Below are 19,914 nucleotides of genomic sequence, written 5' to 3'. Positions count from 1 at the left end.
GGCCGTGGCCTTTCCACCACGCGAACCCCGGGACATGGCGCGATGACCCGTCCGGACCGACAGGCGGCCGACTCCCTCGCGGAGCGGCTGTCCGGGCTCGACCTTCCAGGCCGCCTCCACCTGATCGCCGCCGAGATCCCCGGCCGCCTCGTCTTCACGACGAGCCTCGGCGTCGAGGACCAGGCGCTCACCCACGCGCTGGCCATGGCGGGCCTCGCGAAGGGTCGCGTCGAGATCGTCACCCTCGATACCGGCCGCCTCTTCGCCGAGACCTACGACACGTGGACCGAGACCGAGTCGGCCTACGGCATCCGAATCACCGCCTACGCCCCCGAACGCGCGGCCGCCGAGGATTTCGTGCGGAGCGAGGGCATCAACGGCTTCCGGCGCTCGGTGGCGGCCCGTCAGGCCTGCTGCGGCTTCCGCAAAGTCGAGCCGCTCGGCCGCGCGCTCGCCGGCGCGAGCGGCTGGCTCACCGGGCTGCGGGCCGGCCAGTCGGCCAACCGCGCCGAGACGCCGCTCGCCGCCTTCGACGCGGAGCGCGGCCTGATCAAGCTGAACCCGCTGGCCGACTGGTCGCGGGAGCAGGTCGACCGCTTCGTGCGCGACAATTTCGTGCCCTACAACGTCCTGCACGATCGCGGCTTCCCGTCGATCGGCTGCGCCCCCTGCACCCGCGCCGTGAAGCTCGGCGAGCCCGAGCGGGCCGGCCGCTGGTGGTGGGAGCAGGAAGACAAGAAGGAGTGCGGCCTGCACGTCGGACGCCCCGGTGCGGCCGTGCAGCCGGGCCAAGAGCCCGCGATCCTCGAGCCCGCCGCCTTCGAGACCACCCCGAATCAGACAGCCCGCCAGCCGGAGTTCGCCCGATGAGCGCCGCCCTCGCCGCCGTGCAGCCGAGCGCCCCCACGCCCGCACCGACCGCCGCCGACCGCCTCAGCCATCTCAAGCGGCTGGAGGCCGAGAGCATCCACATCTTCCGGGAGACGGTCGCCGAGACCGAGAACCCGGTGATGCTCTACTCGATCGGCAAGGATTCCTCGGTGCTGCTGCACCTCGCCCTCAAGGCCTTCGCGCCCGGGCGGCTGCCGTTCCCGCTGCTCCACGTCGACACGACATGGAAGTTCCGCGAGATGATCGCCTTCCGCGACGCCCGCGCGAAGGAGCTCGGCCTCGACCTCCTGGTCCACACCAACCCGGACGGGCTCGCCCGCGGTGTCGGGCCGGTGAGCCACGGCTCCGAGGTGCACACCGACGTGATGAAGACGCAGGCCCTGCGGCAGGCGCTAGACAAGCACAAGTTCGACGCGGCCTTCGGCGGCGCCCGCCGCGACGAGGAGGCGAGCCGCGCCAAGGAGCGGATCATCTCCCTGCGCACCGCGCAGCACCGCTGGGACCCGAAGCGCCAGCGCGCCGAGCCCTGGCACCTCTACAATCTCAAGAAGAAGCGCGGCGAGTCCCTGCGCGTCTTCCCGCTGTCGAACTGGACCGAGCTCGACATCTGGCTCTACATCGAGCAGGAAAACATTCCGATCGTGCCGCTCTACTTCGCTAAGGAGCGGCCGGTCGTCGAGCGCGAGGGCCAGCTCATCATGGTCGACGACGAGCGCCTGCCGCTCGCGCCGGGCGAGACCCCGCAGCAGCGCCTCGTGCGCTTCCGGACGCTCGGCTGCTACCCGCTCACCGGCGCGGTGGAGAGCGACGCGGCCTCGTTGCCCGAGATCATCGGCGAGACGCTGGCGGCGCGCACCTCGGAGCGGCAGGGCCGGGTGATCGACAAGGACGGGGCCGGCGCCATGGAGCGCAAGAAGCAGGAGGGCTATTTCTGATGACGCTCCACCAGGCTCCCACGGCCTTCACCGACCGGGCCTCCGGCTACGCGGCGTTCCTGACGGCCCACCGCAACAAGGCGGTGCTGCGCTTCATCGCCTGCGGCTCGGTGGATGACGGCAAGTCGACCCTGATCGGGCGGCTCCTGCACGACACCAAGCAGATCTTCGACGACCAGATCTCGGCGCTCCAGCGCGACTCGCGCAAGCACGGGACGCAGGGGCAGGAGATGGACCTCGCGCTGCTCGTCGACGGCCTTCAGGCCGAGCGCGAGCAGGGCATCACCATCGACGTCGCCTACCGGTTCTTCTCCACCGACAAGCGCTCCTTCATCGTGGCCGACACCCCCGGCCACGAGCAGTACACCCGCAACATGGCCACCGGCGCCTCGACGGCGGACGTGGCGGTGATCCTGGTCGACGCCCGCCAGGGCCTGACCCGGCAGACGCGGCGCCACGCGCTGCTCGTGTCGAATCTCGGGATCCGCCGCGTCGTGCTGGCGGTGAACAAGATGGACCTCGCCGGCTGGGCGCAGGGCACCTTCGACGGCATCGTGTCGGGGTTCTCGGACTTCGCCCGCGGGCTGAATTTCTCCGAGGTCAAGGCGATCCCGCTCTCGGCCAAGAACGGCGACAACGTCGTGGACGCGGGCGTCGCGGCGCCCTGGTACACGGGCGGCACCCTGCTCCACTACCTCGAGACCGTGCCGGTCCGCGCGGAGGCACTGAACGCGCCGTTCCGGATGGCGGTGCAGTGGGTCAACCGGCCCAATTCCGAGTTCCGCGGCTACAGCGGCCGGATCGCCAGCGGCCGGGTGCGGCCGGGCGATTCGGTGACGGTCCAGCCCTCCGGCCGGACCTCCACGGTGGCGCGGATCTACACCGCCGACGGCGACCTGCCCGAGGCCGGCGAGGACGAGTCGGTGACCCTGGTGCTGGCCGACCAGATCGACGCCTCCCGCGGGCAGGTGATCGTGGCCACCGACGCGCCGATGCGGGTCACCGAGACCCTCGACGCGCGCCTGTTCTGGGCGGCCGAGACCGATCTCAGCCCGGGCGCGAGCCTGCTCGCCAAGATCGGCACCGCCACGGTCACCGCGACCGTGGAGCGGATCGCCTCGCGGATCGATCCCGAGACCGGCAGGCCCGGCCCGGCCGAGCGCCTGTCGGCGAACGACATCGCCGACGTGAGCCTGCGCTTCGACCGGCCGGTGGCGGTGGACCCGTACGCGGAGAACCGCGAGACCGGCAGCCTGATCCTGATCGACCGCGAGACCACCGATACGGCGGCCCTCGGGCTGGTCCTGGCGCCGAAGGCGGGGGCCGCGCAGGCGGCGACGCCCGGTGCGAAGCCCGCGGACGGGGGCGGCTTCCTCGCCCGTCTCGGTCGCCTGTTCGGGCGCTGAGGACGGTCCCAGCACCCGGGCCGTTCACGGGTGATGGCTGCGACAGTGCCGTCCTCGCGAGCGGAGCGAAGCGATCCGGCCGGCGCGACGACACCTGCCGTCGCGCTGCCCTGGGTCACGTCGCTGCGCTCGTGATGACGGTGCGGGTCGCACCGCTCGGACGACGGATCAGACCAGCCTGAAGCGCAGCTCACCGAGCCCTTCCAGCTCGGACACGACCTCGTCGCCGGGTTTCAGCCACGCGCGGTCCTTGCGCGGGATCTTCTCGCCGAAGATCACCCCCTGCGGGGTCCCGGTGTAGAAGATGTCCCCCGGCTTCAGGGTCATCACCCTCGACGCGAAGCTGATCAGCTGGCGGCAGTTGAAGATCATGTCGTCGGTGCTCCAGTCCTGGCGCACCCGGCCGTTGACCAGCGTCTTGAGCTTGAGGTTGTTCGGGTCCTTCACCCGGTCGGCGGTCACCAGGTAGGGGCCGAGCGGCGCGAACCCGTCCGAGGTCTTGCGATCATGAACTGCGAGGTCAGCGTCTGGAGGTCCCGGGCGCTGAAATCGTTGCCCGTGCAGTAGCCGGCGAGATAATCGAGGGCGTCCGCCTCGGACACGTTCCGGCACTCGCGGCCGAACACCATCACCAGCTCGGTCTCGTAGTCGAATTCCCGCGCCGCCTGAGTCGGCAGCGCGATCGTGCCGCCGTGGTGGTTCAGGGCGTTGTTGTACTTGTTGAACAGCGGCGGGTCCTTGGGGATCGGCGTGCCGGTCTCCTCCGCGTGGTGGCGGTAGTTGAAGCCCATCATGATGATCTTCTCGGGCCGCGTGACCACCGGCGCGTAGGCGACGTCGGCTTCCGCCAGCACGAAGCGCCCGTCGGGCGCGGCCTCGACCGCGTCGATCAGGGCGCGCAGGGCCGGGCCGCGCCCGTTCTGGAGAAGGTCGTCCATGTCGGCGGGGACCGGCATCCCGAGCGCCCGGCCGGCGGCCTCGACGTCGAGAACGCCGTCCTTCGTCTTCACGCCCAGGGCGTAGCCGTCGCCGCGGCGCATGTTGAGGAGGACCATGTCGCGGGGCATGCCGAAGGGCGGCGCCCCCGCCGGCGTGGATTTCGGAGCCGCCGTGCGCTCCTCGGCGGCCCGGGCCGGCGCCGCGGCGGCGGCGGCGAGGCCCGCGGCCGTGGCGGTCAGGAATTCGCGTCGGTTGCCCATGCTGCCTCTCCTCCGGTCGGCCCGTCTGGTCGCGGGCGTGAACCGGGGGGAGCCTGCACGGCCGGCCTCGCCGCCGCCAGCGCCCGCGGCGGGGGCGAGTGACGGCTCAGGCCGCCTGTGAGGCGGCGCCGAGTCCCCAGGCCCGCGCCAGCAGCGCGTAGGAGTCGTGGCGCGCCGCCTGGTCGGGGATCGCCGAGACGATCATCAGCTCGTCGGCCTGCGTGCGCGCGACCATGTCGGCGAGCCGGGCCCGCAGGGTCTCGGGGCCGCCCACGTGCAGGCGGTCGCGGCCGCGCTCGATCTGCACCCGCTCGCCGTCGGAATACGGGTAGTCCAGCGCCTCGGCGAGGCTCGGCAGAGGCCGGTACTCGCCGCGCTCCCGCCGCAGCGTCGCGAGCCGCGCGCTGGAGGCGAGGCGCTCGGCCTCCGCGTCCGTGGCGGCGCAGATCGCCGCCACCGCCAGGATCGCGTGGGGCTTCGCGCCGAGCCGCGTCGGCCGGAACCGGGTCCGGTAGTCCAGCATCGGCGGCTCCGCGGGCATCCCGGAGAAGTGCTGCGCGAAGCCGAAGCCGCAGCCGATCTCGCCAGCGAGGCGGGCGCTGTAGTCGGAGGAGCCGAGCAGGAAGATCGGCGGCAGCGGCACCCCCGCGGGGCTCGCCTCGATCCGCGCGAACGGGTGCCCCTCCGGAAAGCCGCCGTCCCAGAACAGCAGCTCCTGCAGGCGGTCGAGGAAGTCGTCCCCGCCCTCCCCCGGCGCTTCCCGGCGGCGCAGCGCCCGCGCGGTGAGGCCGTCGGTGCCGGGCGCGCGCCCGAGACCCAGGTCGATCCGGCCCGGGAACAGGGCCTCCAGCACCCGGAAGCGCTCGGCCACCATCAGCGGCGCGTGGTTCGGCAGCATGATGCCGCCCGAGCCGACCCGGATGTTGCGGGTCGCGGCGGCGATCTGGCCGATCATGATCTCGGGCGCCGGGCTCGCCACGTTGGGCAGGGCGTGGTGCTCGGCGAGCCAGTAGCGCCGGTAGCCGAGGTTATCGACGTGGCGGGCGAGGGCCAGCGTGTCGTGCAGCGCCCGCGCCGGGGTCGAGTCGGCGCTGACGAAGGAGAGGTCGAGGACGGAGAGCGGGGTCATGCCGGGTGAGATGGGGGTCTGGGCCGGCCGGTGCGAGGGCAGTTCGTCAGGACGGGGGCTCCTGAGCTTCTTCCGTGGTATCGCCTGGATAGACCGCCTCGAAATCGCGGCCGCCATAGAAGATATTGAGGATCCTCACGGATCCACGTTCCACGCGATAGGCGATCACAGCCGATCTCTCGAACGCCACCGTTCGCAAGCCTTCCAAGAGATCGTCACGGGGTCGGCCCGCATGCGGTGCGTGGCCGATTCGGTCGCACCGATCCTTGATCCGCTGCGTGAAGCGCTGCGCCGTCGCGACGTTCTGACTCCGCTGCAAGACCGTTCGGAAGATGCCGGCCAGATCGGCCTGCGCTTGAGGGCGAAACGCGACAGGCAGTCTACGCACGGCGGGTGTCGTGCCGCGCTTCAGCGAACATCCTGTCGAGATCCTCTTGAACCTCTTCGATGCTCAGATCCGGCCGCGGATCGTCCAGGGAACGCCGGATGCGGGCGCGGATGTCATCGAGACGCTCGGCATCCTCGCGTCGCTGGCGTTGCAGGGCGTGCACGGCCTCGTCGAGCAGCGCGTCCACCGAAGCGTACTCACCGGCCTCGACGCTCTCCCGCACGGCGCGGAGCGTGTCCGGTGCCAGGGTGATGCTGATCGTCTCGCCCATCGGCAGGGCCTCTCGTTCCGTCCCGATTCCGAGGATCATAGCAGAAACGTCGCTCCCGCGCGCCGCCGCGGCGTCTCGCGCTTGCCGGCTCAGCGTCCCGGGCCTAGGGTCCGCCGCGCCGCGGGGAAGCGGCGCCTGACCGCAAAAATCCGGAGCACCGCACGCCATGGCTCTCCTCGCCGACGTCCTCTCGCGGGTGAAGCCGTCCGCGACCATCGTGATGACCCAGAAGGCCAGGGACCTGAAGGCCTCCGGCGTCGACGTCATCAGCCTGTCGGTGGGTGAGCCCGACTTCGACACGCCCGAGCACATCAAGCAGGCCGCCATCGCGGCGATCCACCGGAACGAGACCCGCTACCCGCCGGTCTCCGGCATCGTGCCCCTGCGCGAGGCGATCGTGCGGAAGTTCAAGCGCGAGAACGGGCTCGACTACAAGGTCTCGCAGACCATCGTGGGCACCGGCGGCAAGCAGGTGCTGTACAACGCGTTCCTCGCCACGCTGAACCCCGGTGACGAGGTGGTGATCCCCCGCCCCTACTGGGTGTCCTACCCGGAGATGGTCGGGCTGTGCGGCGGCACGCCGGTCTTCGCCGACACCGACATGGCCAACGGCTTCAAGCTCCAGGCCGAGGAGCTCGACCGGGTCCTGACCCCGAAGACCAAGTGGATCGTCCTCAACTCGCCGTCGAACCCGTCGGGCGCCGCCTATTCCCGCGCCGAGATGAAGGCGCTCACCGACGTGCTGCTCCGCTACCCGGACGTGCACATCCTCACCGACGACATCTACGAGCACCTCACCTACGGCGACTTCGCGTTCGTCACGCCGGCCCAGGTCGAGCCGCAGCTGATCGAGCGGACGCTGACGATGAACGGCGTCTCGAAGGGCTACGCCATGACCGGCTGGCGCATCGGCTACGCGGCCGGGCCGGAAGCGCTCATTAAGGCGATGGACTTCGTCCAGGGCCAGCAGACCTCCGGCGCCAGCACGATCGCGCAGTGGGCGGCGGTGGCCGCCCTCGACGGGCCGCAGGACCACCTCGCCACGTTCCGGGCCGCCTTCCAGGGCCGGCGCGACCTCGTCGTGTCGATGCTCAACCAGACCAACGGGCTGACCTGCCCGACGCCGGAGGGCGCGTTCTACGTCTACCCGTCCTGCGCGGCGCTGATCGGCAAGCGGACCGAGGCCGGCAAGACCATCGAGACCGACGAGGACTTCGTCATGGAGCTGCTCCAGGCCGAGGGCGTGGCGGCGGTCCACGGCTCGGCCTTCGGCCTCGGCCCGAACCTGCGCATCTCCTACGCGACGTCGAACGCGGTGCTGGAGGAGGCCTGCCGGCGCATCCAGCGCTTCTGCGGCTCGCTGCGGTAGCGGCCCCGAGGTCCCGGAGGCGTCCCGTGCCCACGATCGCGGTGATCGCCCCGGGCGCCATGGGCAGCGCCGTCGGGGCCCGGCTCGCCGGGCACGGCGCCCGGGTACTGACCTCCCTGGACGGGCGCGGGGCGGCGAGCCGCGCCCGGGCCGCGGCCGCCGGCATGGCGCATGCCGGGGACGGCGAGCTCGCCGCCGCCGATCTCCTGCTCTCCATCGTGCCGCCCGCCGACGCGGAGGCGCTGGCCCGCCGGCTCGCGCCCGCCCTGGCGGCGGCCCCGCGCAAGCCGGTCTACATCGACGCCAACGCCGTCAGCCCGGAGACGGTCGGGCGCGTCGCCGGGATCGTCGCGGCCACCGGCGCGCCATTCCTCGACGGCGCGATCCTGGGCCTGCCGCCGAAGCCCGGCGCCAAGGGGCCGCGCGTCTACGTCTCGGGTCCCGAGACGGCCCCGGCCCTGGTCCTGCGCGACCTCGGCCTCGACCTGCGCGTCTGCCCCGGCGCGGTCGGCGCCGCCTCCAGCCTCAAGATGAGCTATGCCGGCCTCAACAAGGGCCTGACGGCGCTCGCCGCGCTCGTGATCGGCGCCGCCGAGCGCGCCGGCGCCGGGGAAGCGCTGCTGGCCGAGCTCGCCGAGAACGAGCCGTCGCTGCTGGCCCGGTTCGCCAGGGGGCTGCCCGACATGGTGCCGAAGGCCTATCGCTGGGCGCCCGAGATGGAGGAGATCGCCGGGGTCCTCGGGCCCGACGCGGCCGGGCGGCAGGTCTTCTCCGGCTACGCCGCGCTCTACCGGCGCCTCGCCGCGGAGGACGGCGCGGACGAGATCGCCGCGCTGATGCGCTTCGTCGCGCCCGCGGCGGAGCACTGATCGCCGCGGGGTCCCGGAAACGGCCCCGCCTCTGTTGCCGGCTCGGCTGTCACCCTCTACACGGGCTGTCCCCAGCGGCCGATGCGCCTGAAGGTTTCGCGAGCCCGCTCGGGCCTGCATGGCGGCGGGGTCGGCAGTGACGGGACGGTCCGGACCAGTTCTCTGGGCCGTTCCTGTGAGGCTCAGTGGGCCGAGTCGCTGCAGGAGTGTCGGGAGCGCGGGGAACAGGAACCGCGGGTCCGGCGCATGGCCCACATGATTTCCCACCCGATTCCGCCCGCGAGACGGGTCGCGGGCGCGGGTCCCTGACCCGTTCCGGGACAGGGGCGCACGGGGCCGTTGCGGCTTCGTTCACGCTCCCGCGCGATGATGCGTCCGGGCCGGGGATCCGGTTCCGCGTAACCGCGTTCTCTCGGGCCTGACGACCATGCGAGCCCTGCTCACCAGCGGCATCAAGGCGATTCTCGGCATCGCCGCGCTCTCCACCGCCGCGCACTGGACCCTCCGGGTCCAGCGCGAGTCCGCCGCCCCCGCGGTCGCGACGGCGAGCCTCGCCGAGCCCGCCGCGACCGGCTCCATCGAGCCGCGCCGGGTCGAACGGGCCGCCGCGCTGGCGCCCGCGCCGGTCGCCGCGGCGGCGCCTGTTCCCGCTGCGCCCGCGCGCGCCGCCGCGGGGCTCGACCAGTCGCACCTCGCCGCCCTGATCGCCGGCGCGACGCCGCCCAAGCCGAAGCTCGCCAAGGCCGCCACCAAGACGGCCTCCGCCGAGAAGGCCCCCGTTGCCGAGAAGGTCGCGGCGAAGCGCTGAGCCGCCGCCGTCGCGGGCGACCGTGCCGGCTGCATGGTTCCCCTGCGCGCCGGCCGGTACCCGCACGGCACCGGGCGTGGCAGGGATTTCGGCCTCTACCGAGATTGGTCAGGCATGAGCACGCAGGTCGCGACCTCCGTCCCCGACGACAGCGCCGCGCCGCGCGCCGCTCCGGAGGCCGACCTCGCCGGCCGCCGGCGGATCGTCGGCATCGCCCTGATGTGCGGGGCCGTCGCCTTCTTCGCGAGCCTCGACGCCTGCGGCAAGACCCTGGCCCGGGCCGGCGTCGATCCCCTGGTCACCACCTTCATGCGCTACGCGGCGAGCGTCGCCATGATCTCGCTGTTCATCAACCCGGTACGCACGCCGGGCGTCGTGAAGAGCCGGCGCCTGCCGCTGCAGATCGCGCGCTCCCTGCTGCTCTTCGCCTCCACGGCGCTCAACTTCCTGGCCCTGCGCTACCTGCAGCTCGCCGAGACGATCTCGATCCAGTTCGCCGCGCCGCTCACCGTGGCGCTGCTCGCCGGGCCGCTGCTCGGCGAGTGGTCGTCGCGGGCGCGGCTGGCGGCGATCGGCGTCGGCTTCCTGGGCGTGCTGGTGATCGTGCGGCCGGGCGCCGGCGGCATGCATCCGGCCGCGCTGCTCTGCGTCGCCAACGTGGTGGTCTACGCCTTCTACGCGATCATCACGCGCAAGCTCGCGGCCTACGACTCGACCGCCACGACCATGTTCTACACGGGCCTCGCGGGACTCGCGCTGATGGCCCCGCTCCTACCGTGGATCTGGACGAGCCCGGCGAGCCTGACCCACTGGGCGCTGCTGTTCGGGGTCGCGCTGTTCGGAACGCTGGGCCACTGGCTGCTGGTGATGGCCCATGCCCGGGCCCCGGCCAACGTGCTGGCGCCGTTCATCTACACGCAGCTGCTGTGGTCGGTGACGCTCGGCTTCCTGCTGTTCGGCGACGTTCCGAGCCGCTGGACCGTGGCGGGCGCCATGATCGTCGTCGGCTCCGGCCTGTACCTCCTGGCGCAGGAGACGATCCGCCGGGAGGCGCGGCCGGCCGCCTGAGGCGACCGGCCGGACCCTGTTACGGGACCCTGTCAGCGGCCGAGGCGCTCCTGGCGCTCCATCCGCTCCTCGCGGCGGTTCTCGCGCGCCCGGCGGGCCGGGTCCGGATCGGTGCCGAGCACGCCGCCGACGGTGCCGGTCGCCGCGCCGACCGCGCCGCCGACGACCCCGCCCACGGGGCCGGCCGCGGCCGTGCCGTCCTCGACGCCGCGCTGGGCGCCGCGCGCCGTGCCCTGGGCCTCCGCGGCGCCCGCGTAGGCCAGCGGCGCGAGGGCGAGGGTCGCGATCAGAAGCTTCTTCATGGGGCTACTCCCGGATGTCTGTCCGAATCGGCTCCGCGCCGCCGCGGCGGGCGGAGGGTGTGTCGGTCAACGGTTCAGACGCCGATTGGTCCCATCCGCGGTCACGGGCGCGTGATCCGCGCTGCCGCTGGCCTCCGGCCGGGGCGGCTGGTAGAGAACCCGTCATGCACGCTTCGCGCGCCCTGCGCGGCCCCGGCCGCCCGATCCGAATTACCGGCCCGGCCTCCGCCTGAGGGCCCGCTCCAGCGCGGCCGCGCGGAGGTCCGGGATCCTCCTGCCGCCCGACCCGATTCCGCCGGCCCGACGCTGCCGGCCCGACCGCCGATGCGAGATCCGATGACCGCCCCCGAGACCGCGCCCGCCCGCGACTATTCCAAGACCCTGTTCCTGCCGCAGACCGAGTTCCCGATGCGCGCTGGCCTGCCGGTGCGCGAGCCGCTGTTCATCGAGCGCTGGAAGCGGATGGACCTCTACGGCAAGCTGCGCGCCCGCGGCCAGGGCCGGCCGAAATTCGTGCTCCACGACGGGCCGCCCTACGCCAACGGCAACATCCACATCGGCACGGCGCTCAACAAGATCCTCAAGGACGTGGTGGTCCGCTCGCAGACCGCGCTCGGCTTCGACGCCAACTACGTCCCGGGCTGGGACTGCCACGGCCTGCCGATCGAGTGGAAGATCGAGGAGCAGTACCGCGCCAAGGGCCGCAACAAGGACGACGTGCCGGTGATCGAGTTCCGGCAGGAATGCCGGACCTTCGCGGCCCAGTGGCTCGACGTGCAGCGCGAGGAGTTCAAGCGGCTCGGCGTCACCGGCGACTGGGACCATCCCTACGCCACCATGGCGTTCCCCGCCGAGGCCGTGATCGCCGACGAGCTGATGAAGTTCTCGATGAGCGGCCAGCTCTATCGCGGCTCCAAGCCGGTGATGTGGTCGGTGGTCGAGAAGACCGCGCTGGCCGAAGCCGAGGTCGAGTACGAGGAGCACGTCAGCGACACGATTTTTTGCGCGTTTCCGATCCGGTCCGGCGCCGAGGGCGATCTCGCGCAGGCGCGGGTGGTGATCTGGACGACCACTCCGTGGACGATCCCGGGCAACCGCGCCGTCGCGTTCTCCAAAAAAATTGCCTACGGCCTGTACCGGGTCACGGAGGCGCCGGCCGACAACTGGGCGGTGCCCGGCCAGACCTACCTGCTCGCCGACAGCCTCGCCGCCACGGTGTTCAAAGCCGCCCGGGTCGAGGCGTTCGCGCGCGTCGCCGACGTGAGCCCGTCGACGCTCGCCGGCCTGACCCTGGACCACCCGCTGGCGAAGCTCGGCTACGGCTTCGCCGTGCCGATGCTCGACGGCGACCACGTCACCGACGAGTCCGGCACGGGCTTCGTCCACACGGCGCCGAGCCACGGCCGCGAGGATTTCGAGCTCTGGATGGCGAGCGGCCGGCTGCTGCGCGAGCGCGGCATCGACGCGACCATCCCCTACACGGTCGACGCCGACAGCGTGCTCACGGAGGCCGCTCCGGGCTTTACCGGCACCCGCGTGCTCACCGCCAAGGGCGAGAAGGGCGACGCCAACAAGGCGGTCATCGCCGCGCTGACGGAGGCCGGGGCGCTGATCGCCCGCGGGGTGCTGCGCCACCAGTACCCGCATTCCTGGCGGTCCAAGAAGCCGGTGATCTTCCGCAACACGCCGCAATGGTTCATCGCCATGGACCGGCCGGTGGATTCGCTGGGCAACCGGACGCTGCGCGAGGTAGCGCTCCAGGGCATCGACGACACCCAGTGGGTGCCGACGCAAGGCAAGAACCGCATCACCGGCATGGTCGCCAACCGGCCGGACTGGGTGGTCTCGCGCCAGCGCGCCTGGGGCGTTCCGATCACCGTCTTCGTCCACCGCGACACCGCCGAGATCCTGAAGGACGACGCCGTCAACGCCCGCATCCGCGACGCCTTCGCGGCCGAGGGCGCCGACGCGTGGTTCCGGGACGACGCCGCGCAGCGCTTCCTGGCGCCCGACCACGACCCGGCCGCCTACGAGAAGGTCACCGACGTCCTCGACGTCTGGTTCGATTCGGGCTCGACCCACGCCTTCGTGCTCGACGATCCGGAGGCCTTCCCGGGGCTTTCTGGGGTGAAGCGCGTCCGCGACGGCGGGCAGGACCGGGTCATGTACCTGGAGGGCTCCGACCAGCACCGCGGCTGGTTCCAGTCCTCGCTGCTCGAATCCGCCGGCACCCGCGGCCGGGCGCCCTACGACATCGTCCTGACCCACGGCTTCGTGCTCGACGGCAAGGGCCTGAAGATGTCGAAGTCGAAGGGCAACGTCGTCGCACCGCAGAGCGTCATCAAGGATTCGGGCGCCGACATCCTGCGCCTGTGGGTCGCCGCCTCCGACTACACAGATGACCTGCGCATCGGCCCGGAGATCATCAAGACTTTCGCGGAGACCTACCGGAAGCTCAGGAATTCCCTGCGCTGGATGCTGGGCTCGCTGGCCCACCGAGTCCAGGGCGACGACGTGGCCTACGCCGACATGCCGGAGCTGGAGCGGCTGATCCTGCACCGGCTCGCCGAGCTCGACGGCGAGATCCGCGAGGCCTACGCGGCGTTCGACACCAAGCGGGTGGTGGCGCTGCTCAACGGCTTCATGACCGGCGACCTGTCGTCCTTCTACTTCGACGTGCGCAAGGACGCCCTGTACTGCGATCCCGTGTCCTCGGTCCGCCGGCGGTCGGCGCTGCAGGTGATCGACGAGGCCTTCCGCCGGGTGACGATCTGGCTCGCCCCGGTGCTCGCCTTCACCGCCGAGGAGGCGTGGCTCGACCGCTACCCGTCCGAGGACGGCTCGGTGCATCTCCAGACCCTGCCGGAGACCCCGGCTGACTGGCTCGACGCCCCCCTCGCGGAGCGCTGGCAAAAAATCCGGCGGGTGCGGCGGGTGGTCACCGGCGCCCTGGAGATCGAGCGCGCGGCCAAGCGCATCGGCGCGAGCCTGGAGGCGGCGCCGACGGTCTACGTGGCGGATCCGGAGCTTCTCGCGGCGCTCGAGGGCTGCGACTTCGCCGATACCTGCATCACCTCGGACATCGCCGTTGTGGCGGGCGAGGGCCCGGCCGAGGCCTTCCGCCTCGACGAGGTACGCGGCGTGGCGGTGGTGCCGAGCCCGGCCGCGGGTCGCAAATGTGCCCGCTCCTGGCGGGTCAGCCCGGAGGTGGGCAGCGACCCGGACTACCCGGACGTGACGCCCCGCGACGCCCAGGCCCTGCGCGAGTGGGACGCGGCGCATCCGGAGGCGAGCGCGGCGTGAGGGCGTTCCGCGTCGTCGGCGGCGCCACTCCCTCTCCCCGCCCGCGGGGAGAGGGGGACGCCGGCCCGGGCCGAGTGCGCCGCCCGTGACGCCGTTCCGCGCCGGCCTCCTGGCCCTCGTTCTCACCCTGGTCCTCGATCAGGCCAGCAAGCTCGGCCTCTATTTCGGCACCGACCTCGTGCTGACGCAGCCCTGGCGGCTGGCGCCCTTCGCCGACTTCGTCGTGGTCTGGAACCGGGGCGTCTCCTACGGGCTGTTCCAGCAGGAGGGCGGGATCGGCCGCTGGCTCCTCGTGGCCCTGTCGCTGGCCGCCGCCCTCGGCCTCGGGATCTGGATGCGCCGGGCCACGTCGCGGCTCCTCGGGATCGCCCTCGGGCTGATCGTCGGGGGGGCGCTCGGCAACGCCATCGACCGGGCCGCCTACGGCGCCGTCTTCGACTTCGTCCACCTGCATGCCGGCGGCTGGTCCTGGTACGTGTTCAACGTCGCCGACGCGGCGATCGTGGCCGGCGTGATCGGCCTGATCCTCGACAGCCTGTCCCCGGACGGCCGCAGGGGCCGGGCGTCCCCCCCGCAGGGCGACCCGGCGCCGCGCCTGTGATCCCTGCAACACACAGGTCCTCCCGCGTCCCCCTCCTGGCGCGACGCAGTCAAGGCGCCATACGATCGCCGGAAACCGGTCTCAGGCCGGGACCTGTCGGATCGGGCCGCGCCGCGGCCTTCCCAGAGCCGGACGCTCCGTCCGGAACCCGTGAGGCAGCATGACCGGGCATCGCAGGCTTCGTCCCCTCCTCTCCGCCGCGGTGGCCCTGGCTCCGCTCTGCGTCGTCGGTGCCGCGCACGCGCAGGAGCGCGGCGAGTTCATGCGTGACGCCCTGTCGGGCATCGGCCTCCTGGAGAAGCGCCAGGATCCGATCGACTATCACGAGCGGCCGCCACTGGTGATGCCGCCCAAGATCGACGGCAAGGCCCTGCCGCAGCCGCGGGCGCGCTCCACCAGCACCGCCTGGCCGAAGGATCCCGAGATCGTGGAGCGCGAGCGCGCCGCCGTGGAGCGGCGCAATCCCAAGGGCTCCCAGGCCCAGGGCCGCTACGACGACAACAACGCGACGCTCTCCGTGGAGGAGATGCGCGGCGGCCGCCGTGCCGGCGCGGGCCTGACGACCACCGCCGAGCGCAAGCCCGGCGACAACAACCGCGACGACAGCCTGCTCAGCCCCTTCGAGCTGCTCAAGGGCAAGAGCGCCAACGCCGAGCCCTCCGACATCGAGCCGAGCCGCGACACGCTCACGGACCCGCCGACCGGGTACCGGCAGTCGCCCAAGCAGCTGGCCCGGCCGCCGTCGAGCGACCCGATCAACAACGCCAGCCGCGAGCGCGAGGAGTCGGATCCCCGCGCGTATCTCCGTCAGCGCGCGCAGCAGTGACGGGGGCGCCGTGTCGCCGTTGCAACGGCGCCGCGGCGTGGCAACATGAGATGATCGTCCCGGTGCGGTTCTTGCGCCCCGGTGACCAGGACGGCCCCGATCCGCGCGCGCATCCCGACGCGGGACGCTTCGATCCGGGGCCGGCAGAAGGAAAGCGGAATGCACCTGTTCAGGAAGGCGACGCCCACCCTCTTCCCGCTGCGTCCGGGCTCGCCCTACGGCGGCAGCGCCGGCCGGGGCGAGGCCGCGCCGTTCGGGCGTTCCGAGGCGGGCGGACCGGAAGTGACGGCCTTCACCCTCGACAACGGCCTCGACGTGGTGGTCGTCCCCGACCACCGGGCCCCCGTCGCCACCCACATGATCTGGTACCGCAACGGTTCGGCCGATGATCCGCTCGGCCAGTCGGGCATCGCCCACTTCCTCGAGCACCTGATGTTCAAGGGCACCGAGAAGCACCCGGTCGGGGCCTTCTCCAAGGCGGTGTCGGGCCTGGGCGGCCAGGAGAACGCCTTCACCAGCTACGACTACACCGCCTACTTCCAGCGGGTCGCCCGGGATCACCTCGGCACCATGATGGAATTCGAGGCGGACCGCATGAGCGGCCTCGTCCTCGACGACGCCGTCGTCGCCCCCGAGCGCGACGTCGTGCTGGAGGAGCGGCGCATGCGGGTCGAGACCGACCCCTCCGCCCAGCTCTCCGAGGCGATGGCGGCCGGCCTGTTCGTGCACCATCCCTACGGCATCCCGATCATCGGCTGGATGCACGAGATCGAGGGCCTGAACCGCGAGCACGCGCTGGCCTACTACAAGCGCTTCTACACCCCCGAGAACGCCATCCTGGTGGTGGCCGGCGACGTCACGCCCGACGAGGTCCGGCGCCTCGCCGAGACCACCTACGGCCGCGTGACGCCCCAGGGCGCCCGGCCCGAGCGCCTGCGGGCGCGGGAGCCGGAGCCGAAGGCCCTGCGCCGCGTCGCCGTCGCCGACCCGAAGGTCGAGCAGCCGACCCTGCAGCGCCTCTACCTGACCCCCTCCTGCATCACCGCCCGGGACGGCGGCTGCCACGACCTCGAGCTGCTGGCCGAGGTGCTGGGCGGCGGCTCGACCTCCTACCTCTACCGCAAGCTGGTCATGGAGACCGGCCTCGCGGTGAATGCCGGCGCCTGGTACATGGGCTCGGCGATCGACGACACCCGCTTCTCCGTCTACGCGGTGCCCGCCGAGGGCGTGCCCCTGGAGAAGCTGGAGGAGGCCGTCGACAGGGTGCTGCGCCGCGCCCCCGCGGAGGCCCTGGACGCCGAGGCGATCGAGCGCGCCAAGACCCGCCTCGTGGCCGAGACCGTCTACTCCTCTGACAGCCAGTCGTCGCTGGCACGCATCTACGGCTCGGCGCTGGCGATCGGCGAGACCATCGAGGAGGTCCGCCGCTGGCCGACCGACATCGAGGGGGTGACGCAGGCGCGTCTCAAGGGCGCCGCCGAGCGCTGGCTGACGCCGGCCCGCTCGGTCACCGGCTACCTGACCAAGGCGCAGGATCCCGACGCCCCGGTCGCGATGGCCGCCGAGTAACCCCGGGTGCGTCCCGCCGGGCCCGTGACGGGTCCGGGCGGGGCGCTCTGCCGAACGGGAGCCCTGGCCCGCTCCGCCGTCGCCCGAGATAGAGACACGAGGTTCCCATGAGCTTGGCCGAGACTCTGGTCGAGACCACCGCCCAAACCGTCAGCTCGCCCACCACGGCGCTGCCGGTGACGACCGCCGCCGGCATCGAGGCGTGGCACGTCGAGTCGCCGGTGGTGCCGATGATCGCCCTGGCCTTCACCTTCGAGGGCGGCGCCGCCCAGGACCCGGCCGGCAAGGCCGGCTGCGCGCAGATGCTGGCGCGGCTCCTCGACGAGGGCGCCGGCGACCTGACCTCCGACCTGTTCCAGGAGCGGCTCGCCGCCCGGGCAATCGAGCTGTCGTTCCACGCGGGGGCCGACGCGGTCGGCGGCTCGCTGAAGATGCTGGTCAAGCACGCCGACGAGGGCATCGCGCTCCTCGCCCTGGCGCTGGCCAAGCCCCGCCTCGACCCCGACGCGATCGAGCGCGTCCGCGCCCAGATCATCGCCGGCCTGCGCTACCAGCAGAACGATCCGGGCGTGCTGGCCTCCCGCCGCTTCTTCAAGGAGGCGTTCGCCGGCCATCCCTACGCCCGCCCGTCCTCCGGCACCGTGGAGAGCGTGACGGCGATCACCCGGGACGACCTGCTGGCGATGCACGCCCGCATCATCGGCCGCGGCCGGGTGAAGGTGGCGGCGGTCGGCGCCATCGGCGCCGAGCAGCTCGCCGAGGGCCTGAACCGCGCCTTCGGAACCCTGCCGGAGGCCGGGGCGCTGAAGGCGGTGCCGCGCACCGAAGTGCACGATCTCGGCAAGCGCATCGTCGTCGACCTCGACGTGCCCCAGTCGGTGATCCGGTTCGGCATGGCCGGCGTGCCGTGGCGCGACCCGGACTTCATCCCGGCCTACGTGCTGAACCACATCCTCGGCGGCGGCGCCTTCACGTCCCGCCTGTTCCAGGAGGTGCGCGAGAAGCGCGGGCTGGCCTACTCGGTGGGGACCTCGCTGGTCAGCCACCGGTCGGCCGCGATGACCTGGGGCTACACCGCCACCAAGAACGAGCGCGTCGGCGAGGCCCTGTCGGTGATCGGCGACGAGATCGGCCGGCTGATCACGGACGGCCCGGACGACGACGAGCTGCAGAAGGCCAAGGATTACCTGACCGGCTCCTACGCCCTCGGCTTCGACACCTCGACCAAGATCGCCCACCAGCTGGTGCAGATCGCCTTCGAGGAGCTGGGCATGGACTACATCGCCCGGCGCAACGCGATGGTCTCGGCCGTGACCCAGGCGGATATCCGCCGGGCCGCCGCCCGCACCTTCGCGGACGGCAAGATGCTGGTGGTCGCCGCCGGCCGGCCCGTGGGGCTCTGAGAAGCGGGTCTCGGGACCGCGGTTCGGCGAAATCCGCCGCGCCCGGGTACCGATCGCCGCGTAGCGGCCGCGCCGCCGGTCCGGGGCGCGGCGCCTCTCGGGCGGCGATCGCTGCGGGCCGACCGCGGCGCGGCCCCGGAGGAACGGGTGCCGGCCGCCCGATCCGCGAGCCGCTCGCGAAGCCGCCGCCGCCCCCCACCTGAGGCGCGACGCGGCGAACCCCAGGACCGACATGCAGCTCACCGGCATCCACCACCTCACCGCGGTGACCGCCCGCGCGGCGGAGAACGTCGCCTTCTACACGGGCACGCTCGGCCTGCGGCTCGTGAAGAAGACGGTGAACCAGGACGATGTCTCGGCCTACCACCTGTTCTACGCCGACGGGCTGGCGAGCCCCGGCACCGACATCACCTTCTTCGACTGGCCGGCGCCCCGGGAGCGGCGGGGCTCCGGCAGCATCACCCGCACGCACCTGCGCGTCCCGGGCGAGGGCGCGGTCGCGTGGTGGCACGCGCGCCTGCGCGAGGCCGGGATCGTCGAGGCCGAGCCCGCCGCGCGCGACGGGCGCCTCACCCTCGATTTCGAGGATCCGGAGGGCCAGCGCCTCGCCCTGGTGGACGATGGCGGGACCGGGCCGGAGCATCCCTGGGACGGCTCGCCCGTGCCGGCCGCCTACCAGATCCGCGGCCTCGGCCCGATCCGGCTGTCGGTGCCGGACCCGGCCCGCACCGCCGCCGTGCTGACCGAGGTGCTCGGCCTGCGCCGGGACCGCGCCTTCGAGACGGGCGACGGCCCGGTGGAGGTCTACGCGATGGGACCCGGCGGCCCGGCCGCCGAGCTCCAGCTCCTGGCCGACCGGTCCGCGCCGGCCCGCCAGGGCGCGGGCGCGGTCCACCACGTCGCCTTCCGCATCCCGGACGGGGATTACGAGGCCTGGGCCGACAGGCTCCGGGCGGCGCGGGTGCCGAGCAGCGGGCCGGTGGACCGCTACTACTTCCGCAGCCTCTATTTCCGCGAGCCCAACGGCATCCTGTTCGAGATCGCCACCGACGGGCCGGGTTTCACCGCGGACGAGCCCCTGGAGACCCTGGGCGAGCGCCTGGCCCTGCCGCCGTTTCTGGAGCCGCGCCGGGCCGAGATCGAGGCCGGGCTCGCGCCGCTCCGGCCCGCCGCCCCCCTCTGAGGGCGGCGCGCGGGGCCCGCTCTGCGGCAACCCTCCCATGTCCGGAACGGCGCTGCGGAGCGTCCGCGAAGACGCTAAATCTTCGAACGATTCCAGGCCGTTCACTTCTTTCGCCAGTGTGATCCCGGCACGCCTTGACGGACGTGCTGCAACTGCGAAAGAAGCGGCGCGCGTGTGTTTGCAACCGGATCCGGGCGGGTTCCCTGCCGAGGATCCACCCCCGCCCGAGCGGGGCGGCGGGGATCCCCCGCACCACGGGCCCCGAATCGTCGGGGCCGTGTGCCGAGCGTCAGAGGATTCGAGGACTGATCCGTCGATGAGCAAGTTCTACGAGGAGCGCGTTCTGTCGGTCCACCACTGGACCGACAACCTGTTCTCGTTCCGCACGACGCGG

At 72.4% G+C, this 19,914-nt stretch carries 19 protein-coding genes and 1 pseudogene; 14 read left to right on the top strand and 6 right to left on the bottom strand.

Annotation, left to right across the window (positions count from 1 at the left end):
* Nucleotides 1-42: 42 nt before the first annotated feature.
* From C4T42_RS08615 to cysN, 3 genes are read left to right on the top strand one after another with little or no spacing between them, the layout of a single operon-like run.
* Nucleotides 43-870 carry a phosphoadenylyl-sulfate reductase gene (locus tag C4T42_RS08615; protein WP_020093186.1) on the top strand — a complete coding sequence of 276 codons (828 nt, stop codon included), beginning with the start codon at nucleotides 43-45 and terminating at the stop codon, nucleotides 868-870.
* Entirely contained in the window at nucleotides 867-1,826 is a 960-nt protein-coding gene (gene cysD / locus C4T42_RS08610) for a sulfate adenylyltransferase subunit CysD (RefSeq protein ID WP_020093185.1), read from the top strand. The genes C4T42_RS08615 and cysD overlap by 4 nt, the downstream gene beginning before the upstream one ends.
* Nucleotides 1,826-3,232, top strand: a complete 1,407-nt coding sequence (gene cysN, locus C4T42_RS08605; RefSeq protein WP_020093184.1) for a sulfate adenylyltransferase subunit CysN — start codon at nucleotides 1,826-1,828, stop codon at nucleotides 3,230-3,232. Before cysD ends, cysN begins: the two co-directional genes overlap by 1 nt.
* A 168-nt stretch (nucleotides 3,233-3,400) precedes the next feature.
* On the opposite strand, the gene C4T42_RS32860 is transcribed toward cysN, so the two are convergent.
* The 5 genes from C4T42_RS32860 to C4T42_RS08585 all read right to left on the bottom strand — a co-directional run bounded on the left by C4T42_RS32860 (nucleotide 3,401) and on the right by C4T42_RS08585 (nucleotide 6,219).
* Nucleotides 3,401-3,694, bottom strand: coding sequence for a fumarylacetoacetate hydrolase family protein (locus C4T42_RS32860; protein ID WP_326491887.1), 294 nt, complete (start codon nucleotides 3,692-3,694; stop codon nucleotides 3,401-3,403).
* On the bottom strand, nucleotides 3,691-4,431 hold the full coding sequence (locus C4T42_RS32855) for a fumarylacetoacetate hydrolase family protein (protein WP_326491886.1): 741 nt from the start codon (nucleotides 4,429-4,431) through the stop codon (nucleotides 3,691-3,693). Before C4T42_RS32855 ends, C4T42_RS32860 begins: the two co-directional genes overlap by 4 nt.
* A 106-nt stretch (nucleotides 4,432-4,537) precedes the next feature.
* Entirely contained in the window at nucleotides 4,538-5,560 is a 1,023-nt protein-coding gene (locus C4T42_RS08595; RefSeq protein ID WP_020093183.1) for an LLM class flavin-dependent oxidoreductase, read from the bottom strand.
* Between the two features lie 46 nt (nucleotides 5,561-5,606).
* The gene (locus C4T42_RS08590) at nucleotides 5,607-5,948 is read right to left on the bottom strand and encodes a type II toxin-antitoxin system RelE/ParE family toxin (protein WP_026604932.1); all 342 of its coding nucleotides are present in this window, start codon (nucleotides 5,946-5,948) and stop codon (nucleotides 5,607-5,609) included.
* Nucleotides 5,941-6,219 carry a type II toxin-antitoxin system ParD family antitoxin gene (locus C4T42_RS08585; protein ID WP_326491885.1) on the bottom strand — a complete coding sequence of 93 codons (279 nt, stop codon included), beginning with the start codon at nucleotides 6,217-6,219 and terminating at the stop codon, nucleotides 5,941-5,943. Before C4T42_RS08585 ends, C4T42_RS08590 begins: the two co-directional genes overlap by 8 nt.
* 166 nt (nucleotides 6,220-6,385) lie before the next feature.
* Between C4T42_RS08585 and C4T42_RS08580 the strand changes: the two genes are divergently transcribed.
* From C4T42_RS08580 to C4T42_RS08565, 4 genes are all read left to right on the top strand, one after another.
* Nucleotides 6,386-7,588, top strand: coding sequence for a pyridoxal phosphate-dependent aminotransferase (locus tag C4T42_RS08580; protein WP_020093181.1), 1,203 nt, complete (start codon nucleotides 6,386-6,388; stop codon nucleotides 7,586-7,588).
* Nucleotides 7,589-7,614: 26 nt separating this feature from the next.
* On the top strand, nucleotides 7,615-8,457 hold the full coding sequence (locus C4T42_RS08575; RefSeq protein WP_103984990.1) for an NAD(P)-dependent oxidoreductase: 843 nt from the start codon (nucleotides 7,615-7,617) through the stop codon (nucleotides 8,455-8,457).
* Nucleotides 8,458-8,884: 427 nt separating this feature from the next.
* Nucleotides 8,885-9,265 carry a hypothetical protein gene (locus C4T42_RS08570; RefSeq protein ID WP_020093179.1) on the top strand — a complete coding sequence of 127 codons (381 nt, stop codon included), beginning with the start codon at nucleotides 8,885-8,887 and terminating at the stop codon, nucleotides 9,263-9,265.
* Between the two features lie 114 nt (nucleotides 9,266-9,379).
* Entirely contained in the window at nucleotides 9,380-10,333 is a 954-nt protein-coding gene (locus C4T42_RS08565; RefSeq protein WP_020093178.1) for a DMT family transporter, read from the top strand.
* 32 nt (nucleotides 10,334-10,365) lie between these two features.
* On the opposite strand, the gene C4T42_RS08560 is transcribed toward C4T42_RS08565, so the two are convergent.
* On the bottom strand, nucleotides 10,366-10,635 hold the full coding sequence (locus C4T42_RS08560) for a hypothetical protein (protein WP_012318778.1): 270 nt from the start codon (nucleotides 10,633-10,635) through the stop codon (nucleotides 10,366-10,368).
* A gap of 336 nt (nucleotides 10,636-10,971) precedes the next feature.
* Here C4T42_RS08560 and ileS point away from each other — a divergent pair, with 336 nt between their 5' ends.
* The 7 genes and pseudogenes from ileS to C4T42_RS08525 form a co-directional block, all read left to right on the top strand.
* Entirely contained in the window at nucleotides 10,972-13,938 is a 2,967-nt protein-coding gene (gene ileS, locus C4T42_RS08555) for an isoleucine--tRNA ligase (protein ID WP_020093177.1), read from the top strand.
* Nucleotides 13,939-14,023: 85 nt separating this feature from the next.
* On the top strand, nucleotides 14,024-14,539 hold the full coding sequence (gene lspA / locus C4T42_RS08550; RefSeq protein WP_020093176.1) for a signal peptidase II: 516 nt from the start codon (nucleotides 14,024-14,026) through the stop codon (nucleotides 14,537-14,539).
* A 160-nt stretch (nucleotides 14,540-14,699) separates the two neighbouring features.
* Complete coding sequence (locus tag C4T42_RS08545; RefSeq protein ID WP_020093175.1) at nucleotides 14,700-15,365, top strand: hypothetical protein; 666 nt, start codon at nucleotides 14,700-14,702, stop codon at nucleotides 15,363-15,365.
* A 159-nt stretch (nucleotides 15,366-15,524) separates the two neighbouring features.
* Entirely contained in the window at nucleotides 15,525-16,934 is a 1,410-nt protein-coding gene (locus C4T42_RS08540) for a pitrilysin family protein (RefSeq protein ID WP_020093174.1), read from the top strand.
* A gap of 107 nt (nucleotides 16,935-17,041) precedes the next feature.
* A complete protein-coding gene (locus tag C4T42_RS08535; protein WP_020093173.1) occupies nucleotides 17,042-18,337 on the top strand; it encodes a pitrilysin family protein in 1,296 nt (431 codons plus the stop codon).
* A 232-nt stretch (nucleotides 18,338-18,569) separates the two neighbouring features.
* Nucleotides 18,570-19,520 carry a ring-cleaving dioxygenase gene (locus C4T42_RS08530; RefSeq protein ID WP_020093172.1) on the top strand — a complete coding sequence of 317 codons (951 nt, stop codon included), beginning with the start codon at nucleotides 18,570-18,572 and terminating at the stop codon, nucleotides 19,518-19,520.
* 316 nt (nucleotides 19,521-19,836) lie between these two features.
* A pseudogene (locus C4T42_RS08525) lies at nucleotides 19,837-19,914 on the top strand (ferredoxin--NADP reductase); the annotation flags it as partial.

The organism is Methylobacterium sp. 190mf (assembly GCF_900107945.1).
Taxonomy (GTDB): domain Bacteria; phylum Pseudomonadota; class Alphaproteobacteria; order Rhizobiales; family Beijerinckiaceae; genus Methylobacterium.
Note: the sequence above shows the minus strand (reverse complement) of the source record. Positions and strands in the feature narration are given on the sequence as shown.

Excerpts from the sequence above, each read along its gene's own strand:
- cysN (WP_020093184.1), top strand. The coding sequence starts at position 1,826 with ATGACGCTCCACCAGGCTCCCACGGCCTTCACCGACCGGGCCTCCGGC.
- ileS (WP_020093177.1), top strand. The coding sequence starts at position 10,972 with ATGACCGCCCCCGAGACCGCGCCCGCCCGCGACTATTCCAAGACCCTG.
- C4T42_RS08595 (WP_020093183.1), bottom strand. The coding sequence starts at position 5,560 with ATGACCCCGCTCTCCGTCCTCGACCTCTCCTTCGTCAGCGCCGACTCG.
- C4T42_RS08540 (WP_020093174.1), top strand. The coding sequence starts at position 15,525 with ATGCACCTGTTCAGGAAGGCGACGCCCACCCTCTTCCCGCTGCGTCCG.
- C4T42_RS08565 (WP_020093178.1), top strand. The coding sequence starts at position 9,380 with ATGAGCACGCAGGTCGCGACCTCCGTCCCCGACGACAGCGCCGCGCCG.
- C4T42_RS08580 (WP_020093181.1), top strand. The coding sequence starts at position 6,386 with ATGGCTCTCCTCGCCGACGTCCTCTCGCGGGTGAAGCCGTCCGCGACC.
- C4T42_RS08545 (WP_020093175.1), top strand. The coding sequence starts at position 14,700 with ATGACCGGGCATCGCAGGCTTCGTCCCCTCCTCTCCGCCGCGGTGGCC.
- C4T42_RS32855 (WP_326491886.1), bottom strand. The coding sequence starts at position 4,431 with ATGGGCAACCGACGCGAATTCCTGACCGCCACGGCCGCGGGCCTCGCC.
- C4T42_RS08615 (WP_020093186.1), top strand. The coding sequence starts at position 43 with ATGACCCGTCCGGACCGACAGGCGGCCGACTCCCTCGCGGAGCGGCTG.
- cysD (WP_020093185.1), top strand. The coding sequence starts at position 867 with ATGAGCGCCGCCCTCGCCGCCGTGCAGCCGAGCGCCCCCACGCCCGCA.
- C4T42_RS08530 (WP_020093172.1), top strand. The coding sequence starts at position 18,570 with ATGCAGCTCACCGGCATCCACCACCTCACCGCGGTGACCGCCCGCGCG.
- C4T42_RS08535 (WP_020093173.1), top strand. The coding sequence starts at position 17,042 with ATGAGCTTGGCCGAGACTCTGGTCGAGACCACCGCCCAAACCGTCAGC.
- C4T42_RS08570 (WP_020093179.1), top strand. The coding sequence starts at position 8,885 with ATGCGAGCCCTGCTCACCAGCGGCATCAAGGCGATTCTCGGCATCGCC.
- C4T42_RS08560 (WP_012318778.1), bottom strand. The coding sequence starts at position 10,635 with ATGAAGAAGCTTCTGATCGCGACCCTCGCCCTCGCGCCGCTGGCCTAC.
- C4T42_RS08585 (WP_326491885.1), bottom strand. The coding sequence starts at position 6,219 with ATGGGCGAGACGATCAGCATCACCCTGGCACCGGACACGCTCCGCGCC.